The sequence below is a fragment of the Bradyrhizobium sp. USDA 4538 genome (genome assembly GCF_024171045.1).
In the GTDB taxonomy this organism is placed as follows: domain Bacteria; phylum Pseudomonadota; class Alphaproteobacteria; order Rhizobiales; family Xanthobacteraceae; genus Bradyrhizobium; species Bradyrhizobium australafricanum.
This window is the reverse complement of sequence record NZ_JALJZE010000001.1, coordinates 1,494,888-1,510,417: the sequence shown is the minus strand read 5'-3', so window position 1 is coordinate 1,510,417 and position 15,530 is coordinate 1,494,888. Positions and strand designations below refer to the sequence as shown.

General features: G+C 58.7%; 13 protein-coding genes and 2 pseudogenes. 11 read left to right on the top strand and 4 right to left on the bottom strand.

What is annotated here, in order from left to right:
* Positions 1–12 precede the first annotated feature (12 nt).
* The 7 genes and pseudogenes from J2R78_RS06485 to J2R78_RS06455 all read left to right on the top strand — a co-directional run bounded on the left by J2R78_RS06485 (position 13) and on the right by J2R78_RS06455 (position 7,412).
* On the top strand, positions 13–453 hold the full coding sequence (locus J2R78_RS06485) for a low affinity iron permease family protein (RefSeq protein WP_069275768.1): 441 nt from the start codon (positions 13–15) through the stop codon (positions 451–453).
* A 717-nt stretch (positions 454–1,170) separates the two neighbouring features.
* Entirely contained in the window at positions 1,171–2,442 is a 1,272-nt protein-coding gene (locus tag J2R78_RS06480; protein ID WP_253609759.1) for a hypothetical protein, read from the top strand.
* A 1,078-nt stretch (positions 2,443–3,520) separates the two neighbouring features.
* Positions 3,521–3,796, top strand: a complete 276-nt coding sequence (locus J2R78_RS45135; RefSeq protein WP_375166988.1) for an NUDIX domain-containing protein — start codon at positions 3,521–3,523, stop codon at positions 3,794–3,796.
* Positions 3,777–3,989: a hypothetical protein gene (locus J2R78_RS06470; RefSeq protein ID WP_253603468.1), complete on the top strand. Its 213-nt coding sequence runs from the start codon at positions 3,777–3,779 to the stop codon at positions 3,987–3,989. The genes J2R78_RS45135 and J2R78_RS06470 overlap by 20 nt, the downstream gene beginning before the upstream one ends.
* A gap of 199 nt (positions 3,990–4,188) precedes the next feature.
* Positions 4,189–6,552 carry an AI-2E family transporter gene (locus J2R78_RS06465; RefSeq protein ID WP_253603465.1) on the top strand — a complete coding sequence of 788 codons (2,364 nt, stop codon included), beginning with the start codon at positions 4,189–4,191 and terminating at the stop codon, positions 6,550–6,552.
* A 486-nt stretch (positions 6,553–7,038) separates the two neighbouring features.
* Positions 7,039–7,125: pseudogene (locus J2R78_RS45130) on the top strand (hypothetical protein); the annotation flags it as partial.
* Between the two features lie 23 nt (positions 7,126–7,148).
* On the top strand, positions 7,149–7,412 hold the full coding sequence (locus J2R78_RS06455; protein WP_069275764.1) for a GlsB/YeaQ/YmgE family stress response membrane protein: 264 nt from the start codon (positions 7,149–7,151) through the stop codon (positions 7,410–7,412).
* 533 nt (positions 7,413–7,945) lie between these two features.
* Here J2R78_RS06455 and J2R78_RS06450 read toward each other — a convergent pair.
* A complete protein-coding gene (locus tag J2R78_RS06450; protein WP_069275763.1) occupies positions 7,946–8,674 on the bottom strand; it encodes a Crp/Fnr family transcriptional regulator in 729 nt (242 codons plus the stop codon).
* 1,068 nt (positions 8,675–9,742) lie between these two features.
* Complete coding sequence (locus J2R78_RS06445) at positions 9,743–9,952, bottom strand: hypothetical protein (RefSeq protein ID WP_253587825.1); 210 nt, start codon at positions 9,950–9,952, stop codon at positions 9,743–9,745.
* Positions 9,953–10,970: 1,018 nt separating this feature from the next.
* On the opposite strand from J2R78_RS06445, the gene J2R78_RS06440 reads away from it, so the two are divergent.
* Positions 10,971–11,246, top strand: a complete 276-nt coding sequence (locus J2R78_RS06440) for a photosystem reaction center subunit H (RefSeq protein WP_069275785.1) — start codon at positions 10,971–10,973, stop codon at positions 11,244–11,246.
* Between the two features lie 448 nt (positions 11,247–11,694).
* Here J2R78_RS06440 and J2R78_RS06435 read toward each other — a convergent pair.
* Together J2R78_RS06435 and J2R78_RS06430 are read right to left on the bottom strand one after the other, a co-directional pair.
* Positions 11,695–12,211 (bottom strand): annotated as a pseudogene (locus J2R78_RS06435) (ATP-binding protein); the annotation flags it as partial.
* Between the two features lie 785 nt (positions 12,212–12,996).
* Entirely contained in the window at positions 12,997–13,902 is a 906-nt protein-coding gene (locus J2R78_RS06430; RefSeq protein WP_069275761.1) for an NAD(P)/FAD-dependent oxidoreductase, read from the bottom strand.
* Between the two features lie 382 nt (positions 13,903–14,284).
* Between J2R78_RS06430 and J2R78_RS45125 the strand changes: the two genes are divergently transcribed.
* From J2R78_RS45125 to J2R78_RS06420, 3 genes are all read left to right on the top strand, one after another.
* Positions 14,285–14,488: a DUF72 domain-containing protein gene (locus tag J2R78_RS45125; protein ID WP_141713229.1), complete on the top strand. Its 204-nt coding sequence runs from the start codon at positions 14,285–14,287 to the stop codon at positions 14,486–14,488.
* Positions 14,489–14,744: 256 nt separating this feature from the next.
* On the top strand, positions 14,745–15,098 hold the full coding sequence (locus J2R78_RS06425; RefSeq protein ID WP_253603462.1) for a hypothetical protein: 354 nt from the start codon (positions 14,745–14,747) through the stop codon (positions 15,096–15,098).
* On the top strand, positions 15,095–15,517 hold the full coding sequence (locus J2R78_RS06420) for a phage holin family protein (protein WP_253603459.1): 423 nt from the start codon (positions 15,095–15,097) through the stop codon (positions 15,515–15,517). The genes J2R78_RS06425 and J2R78_RS06420 overlap by 4 nt, the downstream gene beginning before the upstream one ends.
* The last annotated feature ends 13 nt before the right edge of the window (positions 15,518–15,530 follow it).

Sequence of the window (15,530 nt, the reverse complement as noted above, 5' to 3'; positions counted from 1 at the left end):
CGTTGGAAAGGAATGTCACAGAAGCAAAGCGAACGACATCACCGTCGACTGTTCGCATCAATCGCAAACCAGGCCTCCCAAGCGGCCGGCCGGGCATCGACGTTTGTCCTGGCTTTCGCGGTAGTCGTCGTCTGGGCCGTTACTGGACCTCTGTTCAAGTTCTCCGATACGTGGCAGCTAGTCATCAACACCGGAACGACAATCGTGACCTTTCTGATGGTCTTCCTGATCCAGAACTCGCAGAACCGCGACAGTGCTGCTATTCAGGTGAAGCTGGACGAGCTAATACGGACGGGCATGGTGCAGAATAGTTTCGTCGGAATCGAGCATCTGAGCGCTGACGAGCTTGAGGATCTGCGCACGCGCTGCGAGGAACGCGCTAAGGTGGTCGCCGAAGACACTGCCGAGGGCAAGACAGGAGCGCGCAGGCCTCGCCGACGCCCAACCGATTAGTGGTTCCTCGCGGCCGGGGAGGCTACCATCCTGGGGGATACTCATGATGCGGAAACATCATTGCTTCAGACTGTTCCGGCAGCGCGCCCAGCGATGAGCCTGACTGCCACTTCCCCGGCATTAGAAAGATCCGGAAGCGTTTACCGGGATTGAACTGCATTCTCGAGCGCCGAATAAACATGTCGCAGTTGGGACACACAAAAAATGAATGGTGATTGGCTTGTCATGGGCTGCAATAGCCGAGCCGCATCATGCTTCTTCGGAGGATCAAGATTGGGTCCGCTGGGGCGTCCTGGCGATGGTGCCAGAGCTCAATGCTGTAGAACCTGCCAGGCTTCCGAGACGCCATCCCAGCTCCCTTCAGATCGGGCGCACTGTCCCGGCTATGACCGTCGGGCGGAGGGAGAGGTCCTTGAGAGCCTTCGAAGCGGCACCACGTCGCCATCAGCTCGGATCGCGACCATTGCTATCTCGAGTACATCGACCCTAAGCTTAGCAAGCTCATCGACGACGCCCTGGGATCCAGCTCGCCGACGATCACTCGGTCATGGGGCGTCCATCCCCAGATGGTGTCCAGACAAGAAGCGTGCGCAACGCACAATGGAGCAGGTGAAACATAGCGCCGTCTGTAACCTCGCAATTAGCTGCCGAAATTGACCACCACTGCAGCGGCTCACGCAATAGGAGCTAAGGTCAATGCCGGACGTTGAAGGGCTTATGGAGACCATGGAAGCCTATCTGCGTCGAAAGCATGAAGAGCTTCAGTTGCTGGACGCCTGTCTTGACCACTCCTTTGCGCCGCCAACTCCGAAGTCGATCAATGAAGCGATCGCACTCAAGTTCAAGCTCACGGCGGCCATCAGAGCTCAACACGATCTAACAGAGTGGACCACGACCGAAACCGCCTGGTCGCATCGCAAGAAATCTTTCGATAGCCCGTTCGACTTCCGGTACGACTACCAGCGCGCCGATCTCGACGTGGCTGGCCCGTCCTTTTATGATCTCGGCGAAGATATCGAATGGGAGACCGTCTACACGTCTTCTGGCATGGCCTCCATATCTGCCCTGCTTTTGGCGTCGTCGCACTTGTTCGATCGAGCGGATATCGTGTCGCTGCCAGGGACGTACGGAGAGACCCTGGAGTTCGTTGAAGCGTACGCTAGGCACCTGAAGAGCATCACGGCCGTAGAAGTTCTGGGCGCGCCCGCTTCAGGCGCGTCGCACCGCATCCTTCTTCTGGATTCCTGCGCATCGGCAAAGGATTTTGAAGCCTGTCTGCGCTCACCCTGGGCGCAATTCGACCTCTGCATCTTCGATAACAGTTGTCTCGCCGGTAGCTCCGGCAAGATCGCGCGCGCGTTACGGAAGGCCCGCAGGTGCGGAGTGCCCATGGCCATGATCCGAAGCCATACAAAGTTGGATTCGCTAGGCGTCGAGTATGGACGATTGGGCTCTACGACCTTCGTCCGCTCCGCGGAGGCCGATCTCTGGGCTCGATCGCCTCTCCGAAACCTGCCCGATGAGATGCGCAACGCAGTCAGGCTGCTCGGCGGCGCAGCGCTACCGGCCCACTTCCCGCCTTATGTCGGCAGCCCCGAATATCGGTCGCTGACCACGAGGAGAGTGGCTGCAATCATCCGCAACAGCCGCCGTACTGCTCACTTCTTCCGTCAGGCGCTTGGCGATCTGGTGAGGCAAACGAATTTCGCGCATGGCCTTTACGTGTTGCTCAAGTGCAGGCGGCCCTTGGACGAAGAAGAGGCAAGGCAAGCGGCGTCGGAGATGAGCAGGGATCTTGGCCTGGCCGGCTTTCCGATCCGTCATGCCGGAAGCTTCGGGTTCGACTTCGCTGCCACGGAATGGTTTCACGACATGACGACCGGGGCGTTCAGCGTCCGCATAGCCGTCCCGGACCTTCCCACCAAAGTATGGGACGAGCAAACCTGGGCGATAGCTCGGTGGTGGAACGAACACGACTGCCGAGCATGAAGCATGCGGGACACTTGCTCGCTCGCAATGTCGGCCCGATTAAAAAAGCCGCGCGAAATTTTCGCGAATTCGATATCTGGCCTGATCCATGAAGCTGTTGAGTCTGCCCGCCGACCCGAGGCCGCCTTACTGTCGCAGAGATATGCTTCCGTGGGAACTTCGCCTGCGGATGCAGAGGAAATACCCGTCGCTGCAGTTGGCGGCAACGCGCGGCAATGTATCGTTGCAGAGGAGTTCCGGTGCCTGGTTTTAGGTCCAGCCCGCTTTAGGAACCGGTTTGTGGAAGTTGCATTGTCGCTCAATATTGTTGAAGGAGGAATGCAATGCGAAAAATCGCTTTGGCCGCACTGACGGTCGCCGCGATTTCTGCCGCAACTGTTGCACCTGCGGAAGCGCGATGGCGGGGTGGCGGTTGGCACGGCGGATGGGGCCCGGGTATCGGTCTCGGACTTGCGGCTGGTGCACTGGCCTTTGGAGCCGCTGCAGCTTCGCCCTACTATTACGGTCCAGGCTATTATCCGGGCTACTATGGCTATTATGGCCCTCGGTATTATCGGCCCCGGGTTTATTACCGGCCCTACGCGTGGAGGGGGTATTATGGCCCGCGCTTTTACGGCGGATGGGGCAGCCCGTTCTACGCAGCCTGGTGATCACAAGAGACCGGAGCGGGCTTTTCACTTTGCTGGAGCGGCCGACGCCTCGTCGGTCGCTTGGCGTGCAGACCTTAGCCAGAACTCCGGCGCAGCGTCACCTGCGGATGTGGCAAGTCCTGGCGACTGACAGCATGAACCTTAACCTTTCTCAAATGACAGTCGCAGTGTGCTCGCCCTCGCCCGCAAGATCAGTCGAAGATAATCTTCGGTCGATCTTCAACGCCGACCGCCAAAGCGGTCGCGTCCCGAACACGTGTTTTGCTGGTGGACGCCTGAGTCCGAGAGAAGATGAACGTCGTGCGGAGCACACTACGTTCCATTTGCAAGCTGTCCCGGTATCTGCTCTGGCGGGGCTCATCATATCTTGTTTGTGACCGCGGTTTCGGCCGGTATGAAGCGGACTAGTCACCGCTCTAGATTCATCCATGTCTACGGCAACCTCATCTAGACCACAAAGTGCGGGGTCTTCTGCTTTCCGCCATCACGCAAATGTCTTTCAGGTCCTGCTCGGGCATCCGAACGGGCCTTTCTGGCGGCGCAAGCACGAGGGAGCTTGGACGATTCCGAAGGGCATCATCATGCCCGGCGAGTCACCGCTTTCTGCAGCCCGGCGCGAGTTCGCCGAGAAGCCGGACACGCGTCAAGCGGGCGGCTTATCTGTCTCGGGGCAAGATCGTTTACGTGTGGGCTGTGGCGGGTGATCCAGATTCCGCGGATATTCGCAGCAACACCTTCGAGATGGAATGGCCCCCGCCTTCAGGTAAGCTTCGTATTTATCTGGAGCTCGAACGAGCCGAGTGGCTCAACACTCCTGCCGCGCGCGTGAATATCCTTGGGGGACAGGCAATCTTCCTGCAGCGCCTGTCGGCGGTGCTCGACCCAAGGACTGAATGAGGTGCCCCGGCGAGGGGAGTCGATCGGGCGGAGGCCCGAGAAATCGTTGGTATTGAGCGGATCACGGTTATCCCTTCAGTCGGCTTGAGCCTGGAGGCTACCGGCCCAGGCAGTACGACCGGCCGGAGTGCTGCGATTGGATCCAAACGCGTCGGCTCGCGGTTGACCTGTCCTGAACCTTATTGAAAGGCTCGCTCCTATGGTCGAGCTGGCTGCCCCACCGCCGCAAAGAACGCCGGCCGCGCAAGGCGCGTCCTCGCCAATGCTCACGGCCGGCGGCATCGTCCTGGCCATCGGAGCCCTCTATCTCGGCCGCGAAATCTTCGTTCCTTTCGCTCTTGCCATTCTGCTCAGCTTCATTCTCACGCCCTTGGTTAATTGGCTAAGGCGCTGGAAAGTACCCCGTGTTGCAGCGGTACTCATCGCCGTTTCCATTGCCTTTATCGTGGTTGCAGGTGTTGCCTTGGTCGTGGGACGTCAACTGGTCCAGCTGGCTACCAACCTCCCCGATTATCAAACGACCATCACCGAGAAGATCCACTCGTTGCAAAGCTCTGCGCCAGGTGGGGGTATTGTCGACACAGTTACCACGACGATGCAGGATCTTGGCAGAGAGATCTCGGGGAATAAGAAAAAATCGGGGGCCGCGCCGTCCCGGCTTGGCACCGGCAGGGAGCATCAGGAGCCCGTCACCGTGCGTATGGAGCCGCCGCAGCCAAGACCGCTGGAGCTCATCCGCTCTGTCATAGGTCCGTTGCTGGCGCCCCTCGCTACGTCCGGGCTCGTCGTCATTTTTGTGATCTTCGTGCTGCTCGAGCGCGAAGACTTGCGCGATCGCTTTATTAAATTGGCAGGAGCCGGGGACCTTCAGAAGAGCACTCAGGCCATCAACGACGCCGCGGGCCGGCTCAGCCGTTATCTGTTGATGCAGCTCGTAGTTAACCTGAGTTACGGCGTGCCGATCGGCATTGCGCTCTACTTTGTCGGCGTACCGAACGCGATTCTCTGGGGACTACTTGCAGCGGTACTTCGATTCATTCCCTATCTCGGTCCTTTTCTGGCTGCTATATTCCCGGTGGCCTTGGCGATCGCCGTCGATCCCGGCTGGACGATGCTGTTTTGGGTGGTCGGCCTGTTCGTTACGGCTGAACTCATCAGTAACAATGTTATCGAGCCTTGGCTTTACGGCTCCAGCACAGGGTTGTCGTCACTTGCAATCATTATCGCCGCCATCTTCTGGACGATGCTGTGGGGACCTGTCGGGCTGTTCCTGGCGACACCTTTAACTGTCTGCCTTGTCGTCATTGGGCGCTATGTTCCGCAGTTGGAGTTCTTGGGCGTGCTTCTTGGCAGCGACCCTGTGCTCGCTCCAGAGGAGCAGCTCTACCAGCGATTATTGGCTGGCAACCTGGAGGAGGCGGTTGAGTTCGCCGAGAGCTATGTCGACGAGTGCTCCTCACGCGAGTTGTACGATAACGTAGGCATTCCAGCCCTTCGTTTGGCGGAGAACGATCGTCAGCGCAGCAGCATCGACACAAACTACCGGCGTCTTGTCGCGGATACCGCTATCTCCGTTGTGCAGGAGGTTGACGACCATATCCACGAGAAAGCGCATTTAAACGTAGACGCGGATCACGGGACGCAGCGACCATGCGTTCTCTGTCTCGCAGGACGCACGGAGCTTGATCATGCAGCGGCGGAGATGCTCGCGCAGGTACTTCACGAGCACAACATCGCCGCCAAGGTCTTGCCGCCGATCGTGGTCAGTCGGGAAGCATTGGGGCAGCTTGATCTCCAGGGGGTCGACGTGGTGTGCCTGTCCTACTTTCACCCGCAGCCACAGGTCTATGCCCGCTATATCTTTCGTCGCCTGCGCCGGCGGGCCCCCCATGTGAAGCTAGCCGTCTGCTGCTGGAATTTGATCGCCGGGACTGATCAGACGGAAGAGCTCAAGAACCAGATGGCGGCCCACGCCGTATTCGCCTCGCTCAAAGCCTGCACTGAGCAGGTCGAAGCATGGATAGGTCGCGCGCCAGCCCGCGGCGATACGCCTCAGGTCACGGCTGACGCCGAGCAGGCACAGCTTACCGCGCTGCGCAGCCTCCGCTTGGACAATTCAACACGTCAAGCCGTGGATGAGGTGTCCAGGAAGATTGCGCAGACCTTCGAGGTCCCGATCGCGCTGGTGTCATTTGTCGATGATATTCAGCCAACCATCGCTGACAGCCGCCTCCAGGACATTCAAGCAGCTCCGCAGGGCAATCACGAGGGCTCCCTCGACGCTCATGTGGTTGCTTCAGACGATGTGCTCGTTTCTGAGGATGTCAACGAGGATCCCCGCTTCGCCGATGATCCTCGTGTGCTGGAGAGAGGCATCCGCTTCTTCGCGGGGGCTCCGCTCAGAACTTCATCCGGCCACGTTGTAGGCTGCCTCAGCGTAATCGATACCAAGCCGAGAGAGTTCGCCGACCGAGATCGACAGCGCCTACAGGAGATGGCGAATCAATTGATGGTCAATATCCAGAGCGCCCGAGCGACGAAAGATGTCGCTTCGGCGATCTAACAAAACTGCATCCAGCCTCCTAAGCGGACGGAATGGTGCAAGAGCTGCAGTAAATGTCGGTCTCTTAGGAACAGAACCTGGTCGTCTGAGTTTGAGCTGTCGAACCCCACTAGGAGTCGTAATATGGGTCGCGGAATGCCATCCATGACTGCACTTCTCGGACTGCTCGCCATCGCTGGATATCAGAACCGCGAGAAGTTGGCCGAACCGATGAAGGCGCCCGGACCGAGCTCTTCGGAGCCTCCCGGTTCCCAACAGCCCCTTGGGGGCTACTTGGTCTGAGGGGCATGCTAAGCGGCGCTGGAGTCAGGAGGCTGCTTCAATGAGGAATGGCGAACTGCTGGAGAAGTGCAGCCAAACCCGCCCCGGCGATGCGGCTAATCCTGGATCAGCTCGAGGCCGAACAAGTAAATTCCGCCCGCGCAACTGCAGAAAGCAGTTAGTTCTGATGTGTTGACCAAGCTAGAGTAGGAAACCGGGCTCTCTCAAAAAGAAATACTCGCAAGGCTGTCGCGCGACCTACCCCGAGCAGTCGACAAGTATACGCTTGAGGGACGGGTACCCACTTCATAACCCTCATGTAAGAGGGGCGGAGAATGAGCATCATTTGGACTATCATCATCGGCTTTATTGCGGGGGTGATCGCGAAATTCATCATGCCAGGTGACAACGAACCCTCTGGATTCATCCTTACGACCATTCTCGGCATCGTCGGCGCCTTCGTTGCCACTTACCTCGGCCAGGCGCTGGGATGGTACCATCCCGGAGAGGGTGCCGGACTCATCGGCGCCGTGGTCGGTGCCATCATCGTGCTCTTTGTGTATGGTCTCTTCGCCGGACGACAACAGCGCACGAGTTGAATAGCGAGCTCGATTTGTCCGCGGCGTGGAGCGATCCTTCGCATCGTTTCATTTCGAATTTTTTAGTCCCGGAGAATTCACCGGATTATCGACCAGCCGCTGTTCGGCGTCACAATGGAATGCAGGACTGCTCCGGCGTTGCTCTCGGGGGGGACGGGTCGTTTTACAGGAACGGCCAGAACTCTAGCCGCTGCCGTGCCCAATAGCACTTGGATCCACTTGGCACCAATTTGACGAAACGGGGCTTAGATATGAACCAGCACCTGAAGCGCGCGAAACTCGAGTCTCCGCCCGCGGTTGAGCATTCATCAGCAGGTAGCATTCCCCATTTCGAATGACCATCGGTTTGATGATTCCGATGAGGAGGAGTTGCTGAATGACGATGGTGCTTGGCAGAAGGCCGTCATGACAGCTCGCGGTATCGAGTCCCAATTTCGACCTCGACAAGTCCAACCGTTGGTCGATCGTGATCAAGCGAGAGGAAGACCCAATCAGATTGACGTCGCCGCCAAGCGCATCGCCTCCCGTTCGAGCTAGGCGGCCGGCGGCAAGTGAAGATAAGTCGGATCGAATCCGGCCAGTTCTTCCAATTTATCGTGGTCCAGAATCCGGTAGTGTGGCCGCTCGACTTGCATGATACCCTGTTGCCGCAGTTCCTGCAGCGTGCGGTTGACGTGGACCGTCGAAAGTCCGAGACAATCTCCAAGATCGGATTGCGTAATAGGGAAGTTGAAATCACCGTCGCTCGTTCGACCGACAGCCCTCAATCGACGATGGATTTCGGCGAAAAGGTGGGCCATACGCTCGTCCGCGGACCTGCGGCCGACATTGACGATCCATTCCCTAAAAATCGCCGCGTCAATGAGCGTTTCGCGCCAAAGCGCACCTGTCACATTCGGGCGCTGCTTGCACAGGGCCTTGATCGCTTCATGAGGGATCAAGCCAAGCGTGCAGGGTGTCAGCGTCGTGAAATCGTGATCCATGACGTTGAGGTAGAGGCTCTGCAGATCCGGTATTTCGCCGGGAATGTGCAACGAGAGGACTTGCCGCTTGCCGTCCTGCGTGATTTTTGCACGGTACGCAAATCCTTCGGCGAGAAGGCAACATTCCTTTGGTCGGCTGCCATCGGCGACAATAATGTGCTGAGCCGGGACTTGGCGTTCCTGGATCGGAAGCTGCTGAAGTGACTGAATGTCATCGCTGTCGAGCCGGTTGGAGACAGTTAGCTTTGTGATCAGGCTGGTCGCGATGTTTGAAGCCATCGGCCGTTCTCCGCGCATTGGAGGAATTGTGCGTAGCGGCGGCGGTGAAATGCCTGCTTCGCCAGCGGATGATCGGGAGCACGACACTCTCAGCCACCGGCGCCCAATTGATAGTTGCCGATGATGCTTAGATAACAATTGGCGGGACCGCGATGTTCCTCGATAACTTCGCGGTCGCAGATTGCCGGTATTGCGATCCATGCCGCACTACGCTGGTATTTTTAGACTGCAATAAGCTGGGCGTGCTTTTGCATAGTTTAAGGGCCTCCCAAACGCGGAGTATCGCGATGGGGCGTCCTCACTTGCTTGTCGGCCTAAAAGAAACGGCCTCCGCGCGGGGCTGAGGCCGTTCTTCCATTTGGATCGTCCAAGTGCTGCTGGGGTTTGGTCGGCGCGGCAGGGCGGTGGGTACCTCGATTGGGGGGCTGTTTAGCCGCCGGATTGAGGCGCGAAAGCATCCACGTATTCGGCTATTCGCGTCGCCAGTCGCTCGTAGTGGATTGCTTATCGAAGGCTAGCGAGCTGATGGAATGGAAGCCGCCAATCCTGCACCAGCGTTACAAATAGCTATCGCAATTGCAGCGAGATGATCGGTGCTCATAGCGATGTCCTTGCATCGCCCATCAATTGGTCCCCGAGCGCGAGCTATTTCCTATCGGCGGTACCCGCCACTTTGCAAGATCAATGCGTCGGCTCTGGGCGTACTAGGTTCCTCATTCCATTCACGAAGACGGCTCGTCAGGATTTTAGCAGCCAATGAGACTGCCGCTCGCCGGTGAACAAGCCGGGCATGCCGGAGGTGCTATTAAGACCCGCTGTTGTGAAAATCAGCGCTCGCGCAACATAGCCAAAGGCGGCATCTGCCGTTTATTCAAAAACGCCGGCCGCGTCCCGATCAGTTGCGGGGGGACGCATTATGAGAGTGCCGGTTGCCGGATCCTTCCTAGCGCAGGGTGTGTAATGCGCAACCGCATCGACATCGGGGGATGGATTCTCACCGGGCTCAAATGCTGCTCGACCGTTTTCCCGAGTTGTAGCTGTGTCCCTCTCAATGAGCCGGAAGCCGCTTCAAGAGCCGGTCGGATTGACAGATCGCCTGTCTTGGGGATGCTTGTCGATGGTCCTCTTCGCGGCAGCGATCGCTTCCTGCGTACGCTGATAGGTCATCGTCCTGACGGTATGTCCGCCCCCGAGAGGCGTGATCTCGACCAGGAAACCGCCGCCAGGCTGCTCGATGATCACTAGTCGGTGCGCCGAATATTTGAGCTCGTCTGCCACGTTCGCGGTCCCAACCTGTTCCAGACAAACAGCTGCAGGGTTCTGACGTTCCAATAGCGCAATGGCGACTCGAGCAGCGTCACTGCTCCCCGATCATGGCTACGGCCCCACGATTACGCGTTTCTTTGCGCCGCCGTCGCTCGGGCTCGCTCCAGCGTCGCGGGGTAAATCAGCTGGCCGCTGAGTTTGACTTCGTAGAGGAGACTCCGGTCTCCGAGACAAGGGTAAATTACCAGCATTGACGTCCGGACGGGGGGCCATGATCGCGTTCGTAGCGGCCCGTGTAGACTTCGATCTCAGACATTGGCCTGATCCGCCTGGGCATAGCCGAGAGATGGATACTTGGTTTACGCGCCCCCGGCCGGCTGGGACCACCTTTCCAAGGGTCGGCAAGCAGGACTCGAATTTTCATGCCCGGAAGGTAGGTGTCAGGAGCCGGTTTTGCTAATCTCTGCCGGCTTGTTTGTCAGCCGCTCTGCTAAGATCTCCGCTTGTGGTCAGCTTCTCGGCGAAGGGCCATCTTTCCCTCTCTGTGCGGGGCCTTTCAACTTGCTGTCCTAGACTACCGGCCTCGCATCAGGCGCCCGACCAAATTCATTGCAATCACTACCTGTGAAATTAGCCCGCTGATTTGCTCGCCGGCCGCGGCAGCTGCCATTTCACTGTCAATCGATGCGATCACGTTCAGGGCTCTGGCGCCCCGGCCAATTGAAAGCGGCCCCAACCTGGGGGCCGCCAACCCGAATGATACGGGTTTTCCTCCAGCAGTCGGGGGGCGCCTGGACCGGCTGGGGGCCCTCAACCGACGCGCTGCCAAGCTGATTGTTCCTCGCCCGTCTGGCGCCTAGGAAAAAATCGGCTGGCCTCCATAAGCGCGTTTCACATGTGCTAATGACGCGGCGCCCGCATGATAGGAAAACTTATCTTCCAGCCTGGCGCTCATCGTCGGCCGTCGCTCGAATCCATGCGAAAATTGATCGCGGCTTCAGATTACATTTATCAGGATAGTTGCGTACTCATGAACGAGTATTTTGACTGCAGCAAACGCGCGCTAAACATCCTCTCCGAACTGCATGCTTCCGAAAAAGAGTTGGTGGGCAAGGGGGTCGTCTTGTCCGATGGGAAAGCCGGTACGATTGATCACGTCTTTCTAGATGACGTCCATGGGCTGCGCATTGCAATTGTGGGACATGAAGGTCGATGGCCAATAGCGATGGTCAAGCAATTGGAAGGGGATCTCTCAAGAAAGCCAAGCGACACAATAAAATTACGGCGCGCGATTCACGAAGGTTAACGACTCCGGTGCTGCACAATGCGACGATCGGCTTCCTGACGAGGAGCTTAAAACCATGGAACGCATGAATGGAGTAGAGCGGACATTTGCGTCGGTTACCGCGCTGAGCGCCTTGGTTCTCGTCGCTAGCCTGACCGCATATGCGTTTAGCTAGTGGAATCAGAAAAGTAGTGACATCCGAACAATAGGGCAGATAATTTTCATTTCGTATTGTTTCAGCCCTGGATGCGGATTCCGATGAGTCTCGCCCGGGTGTACCGATTTGATATCGCCCGGGCGCCAAGCGTTCTGGCTGTTTGGTTTCTGGCATCGGCGAAGCCGCGTGGTCAATCTCGAATCGCGGCTCGAAGGACTCGTTTTTTGCTGCTCCTGCTGTTGGCATGTGGGCAATGCCCTTCGCGTTGTCCAAGCGCGGCGGCATGTCCACAGCGCCACTGGCTCAGGCCATTCAGCCGGGCTTGCGGGTTCGCTGCAGGCTTTCGCCCTTGAGATCGATCCTGTGAGCATTGTGGACCAGCCGGTCGAGGACGGCATCAGCATAGGTTGGGTCGCCGATCAGCCGCGTGCTATTGATCGACGGGGAGCTGGCTGGTGACGATGGTGGAGCGGCGGCCGTAGCGGTCCTCGAGAATCTCCAGGAGGTCGTGGCGAGCCGCGGCGTCGAGCCGCTCCAGGCCCCAGTCGTCGAGGATGAGCAGATCGACACGGCCGAGTGCGCGCAGTAGACGCGGGTGGCGGCCGTCGCCGCACGCCAAGGCCAGATCACTGAATAGTCGCGGGACGCGCTGATAGAGCACGGAGCGATTGTCGCGGCAGGCTTTGTTGGCGAGCGCCGAAGCGAGCCAGCACTTGCCGACGCCGGACGGGCCACAGATCAAATGATTGGCGTGGTCGTCGATCCATTGGCCTTCGACCAGCATCGTCAAGAGGCTGCGGTCAAGGCCGCGCGGGGTACGATAAGGGATCGCTCATGAAGCGGGGATCACAGAGTGCAAGCGCGAACATACGACCCTTGTCGCAGCCGGCCGCCACTGTCTGGATGCCCTGGCGATTTAAGCCTCAGCCTCTTCGCGGAATTTCTCGATGGTGGGCATCGCAAGCCCTTCTCATATCGATAGATGCAGGCAATCATTGAACAAAATGCAACTACTTACCTTACCAGATTGCACCGGCAACACACCCTTGGTAAGCGAAAGCCAAATGCTCGCTTTCGCGAATCTTCAACTACCTGGCTTCTGCTATAGCGGCCGACACACAGAGCCAATTCGACGTCCTCGTTCCTGCCAATTATTGCAGTCGCATCAGTTCGCCAGATTAGGCATTGATGGCAGAGACATTCGTAAGTCCGTTCACCATCGCTGAAGTGACCAAAAAGGACGCTCGGCGGCGAAGCAGACTTGGCTAGCCTTAGCCAAGCCTCGTCAACGTTATGAGATTAGTCGCGGCTGTTCCGGACGCGAGAGCGGAAGTTGTACCGGCCGCACTCCATGAAAAGTAGCAAAGGCCGTTCGAGGAACTCAACCTCACACCCGATCTACAGGCTCGCTCCAGAGTGAGGGCGGCTCAGTGGCGACCTGTTTGTCGCGGCCTTGCTCTACAGACATGAGCGAAGCGAGGATGCGCGAAGCATGACATGAAGAGAGCTTCGGCGATTGAAAAAGATATCGTATTCGTGGAACGCCGCGCTAATGATGAGGACGAGTACCGGCGAAAGCTGAACGACAGGCTAGGTGGTCGGCAAGGCAGCCCGCTACTCGCTGAGCCCCTCGCGCCTGAGAAAGGCCTTGTTGATGGCGACCGCCGCTTTCGCGCCTTCGCCGAGGGCGGCCGCCACGAGCAGGACGTCGCGCGAGACGTCACCCGCGACATACACCCCCGGCACGCTGGTTTCTTCCGTGACCGGGTCGGTGATGACGCCGCCCTTTACGTCACGCTTGCAGCCAAGGTGCTCTGAAAGATGGGAGGCCTGGCGGCAGCCGGTCGAGAAAAACATGCCGGAGCACGCAAGCTGCGATCCGCTCTCGAAATTGATCTTTGCAAGAGCACCCTTCGCCCCCTCCAGCGATCGGATGCGATCCCTGCGCAATAGTATTCCGTGTCGCCTGAGCCGGTAGACGGCTTCCCCGCTGACTTCCGTGCCATCGCTGCAGCACACCACGTCCTTGACCCAGTGCGTCATCATTACGGCAAGATCCGCGCCCTTGTCCCCCTTGCCGTAGGCGGCGAGCCGTTTGCCGGCATATTCATAGCCGTCGCAATAGAGGCAGTGATGGACAGAAATGCCATAAAAGGCGTCGACGCCCACAAGCTGCGGGAGCTCGTCGATAAGCCCCGTCGCTAGGAGAACTTTTGCGGCAATGCCACTGGTCCCGTCGGCGCATACAAACCCGAATCCGCCGTCGGAAGGATCGACTTTCATGACCCGGCTCTGGCGGATCAAGACGGTCCCATGGCCGGCAAGCTCCTCCCGCGCATTCTGCAGGAATTGCTCGGGCGAGCGGCCGTTGGATCCGAGGAGCCCGTGAATCTCTTGCGAGGCGCGGTTGCGCTGCTGCTGATCGTCGCAGAGCAAAACGTTCCGCCGGCATCTTCCCAAGACTAAGGCGGCGCTTAATCCGGCGGGGCCGCCGCCGACCACAAGTACATCCACGTCCATTGGTGCAATTCCAGTTGGTCCGGGTACTTCCGGCAACAAGGAACCGTCACCGACCGTTCCTGCGTTACGTATTCCGGAAAGTAACTGCCCTCGCAAATCGTACAATAAAATCACCGGCTTTAGCGGCACGAGCGGAGGCGACTGCGGAGGGAGAAGCCGCGCGAAAGCAACATCGGGCGGGCCGAGAAGATGCGCAAGATCTGGCTGAAGATACGGGCGAGCGGTTCGAAGGCGTCGTTAAGTGCGACAAAGTTGCCCATATCGGGTGCTCGGGCTGGCGCTACTGGAAATGGCGAGACTCGTTCTACGCTTCCTGCCGCAGGCCTGCATTCGACACGATTGAGTTGATGCCTCATTTTACTCGTGGCCTACCCCCGCGAACGTGCAGGCAGGGCGCCGCCCGCCCGGGAGCAGAGAGTTTGTATATACGGTAAAGGGCTGCGAGCTCATCACGCACATTAAAGAGTTCAAGGGCGTGAAGACGCTTATCCGGGACTTCGGGAAGGCCGCCGATATTCTTGGCGATCGCATGGGGGGTTCCTCTTCCAGCTGCCGCCGAGCTTCCGCTACACCAAGTCCCGCTTAACTTCGATTGCAAGTCAGCTCGATCCCGCATGGCGCAGACGTGGTGGAGTTCCGGCACAAAGTGTCGGATTTCACAGCATGGCGGTCGCAGGCCCCTCCGTCGATCAATTGGACAGAGAAAGTACGATTGCCTACACGTTTCTCTTTCGGGCCAGGAACATCGAAAGCGTCATCATGTTGGATTCTGTGGAAGAGGAAGGGACAAATGCGACTGCGGCCGCGCGGTCAAGGGCGGCTGCACACGAGGGATTTCGACTATGCCAGACGCAACCACGCAGGCAGAACAAAAGGCAGAACACGCGGCCGGGCGGCAAAAGCAGGCAGGCGCAAGCCAGATCGAGCAGGTGGCTCAAGCCGTCCACGGCGCCGCCGACGAACTTCAACAGCAAATGCCCAAGGCCGCCGAATTTGCGCACGCGGCCGCTTCCCGCATCGAAGAGGGGGCGGGTGCGCTTCGCGAAAGCAGCCTACGGGACCTCAGCGGGACCTTTAACGACTTCGGACGGAAGGAACCGTTGGCAGTGTTTGGTGGCGCGGCGCTCGCCGGATTTGCGATCTCGCGGTTTCTGAAAAGTTCGGCGGACCCCTCACGGGGAGGAAATACGCCATGACCCCCACGCACTCACGTTCCGTCCCCGAAATCATCGGCGATCTATTCTCCCAGCTCACGGTCCTCTTGCGCAAGGAAGCGCAGCTCGCGCGCGCAGAGGTCTCGGAGAACATGGCCAGCATCGGCAGAGGCCTGGGCCTCATCGTCGGCGGCGCTGTGCTGCTGATACCTGCTCTCGTTATCCCGCTCCAGGCCGGCGTTGCGGCGCTCTCCGAGCGCTATGGCATGGCCTCCTACTGGTCAGCCCTGCTGGTGGGCGGGATCGCGCTGATACTCGGAATCATACTTCTTCTGGTCGGCATCAGCCGCCTTAGAATCGAAAACGTCGTGCCCCGCAAGACCGTCCACCAGCTCCAACGGGACGCCTCGGTGGCGAAGGAACAGGTGAGTCAGGATCATGAGCCACGCCGAGCAGCTTGACAAGAGGCCGAAC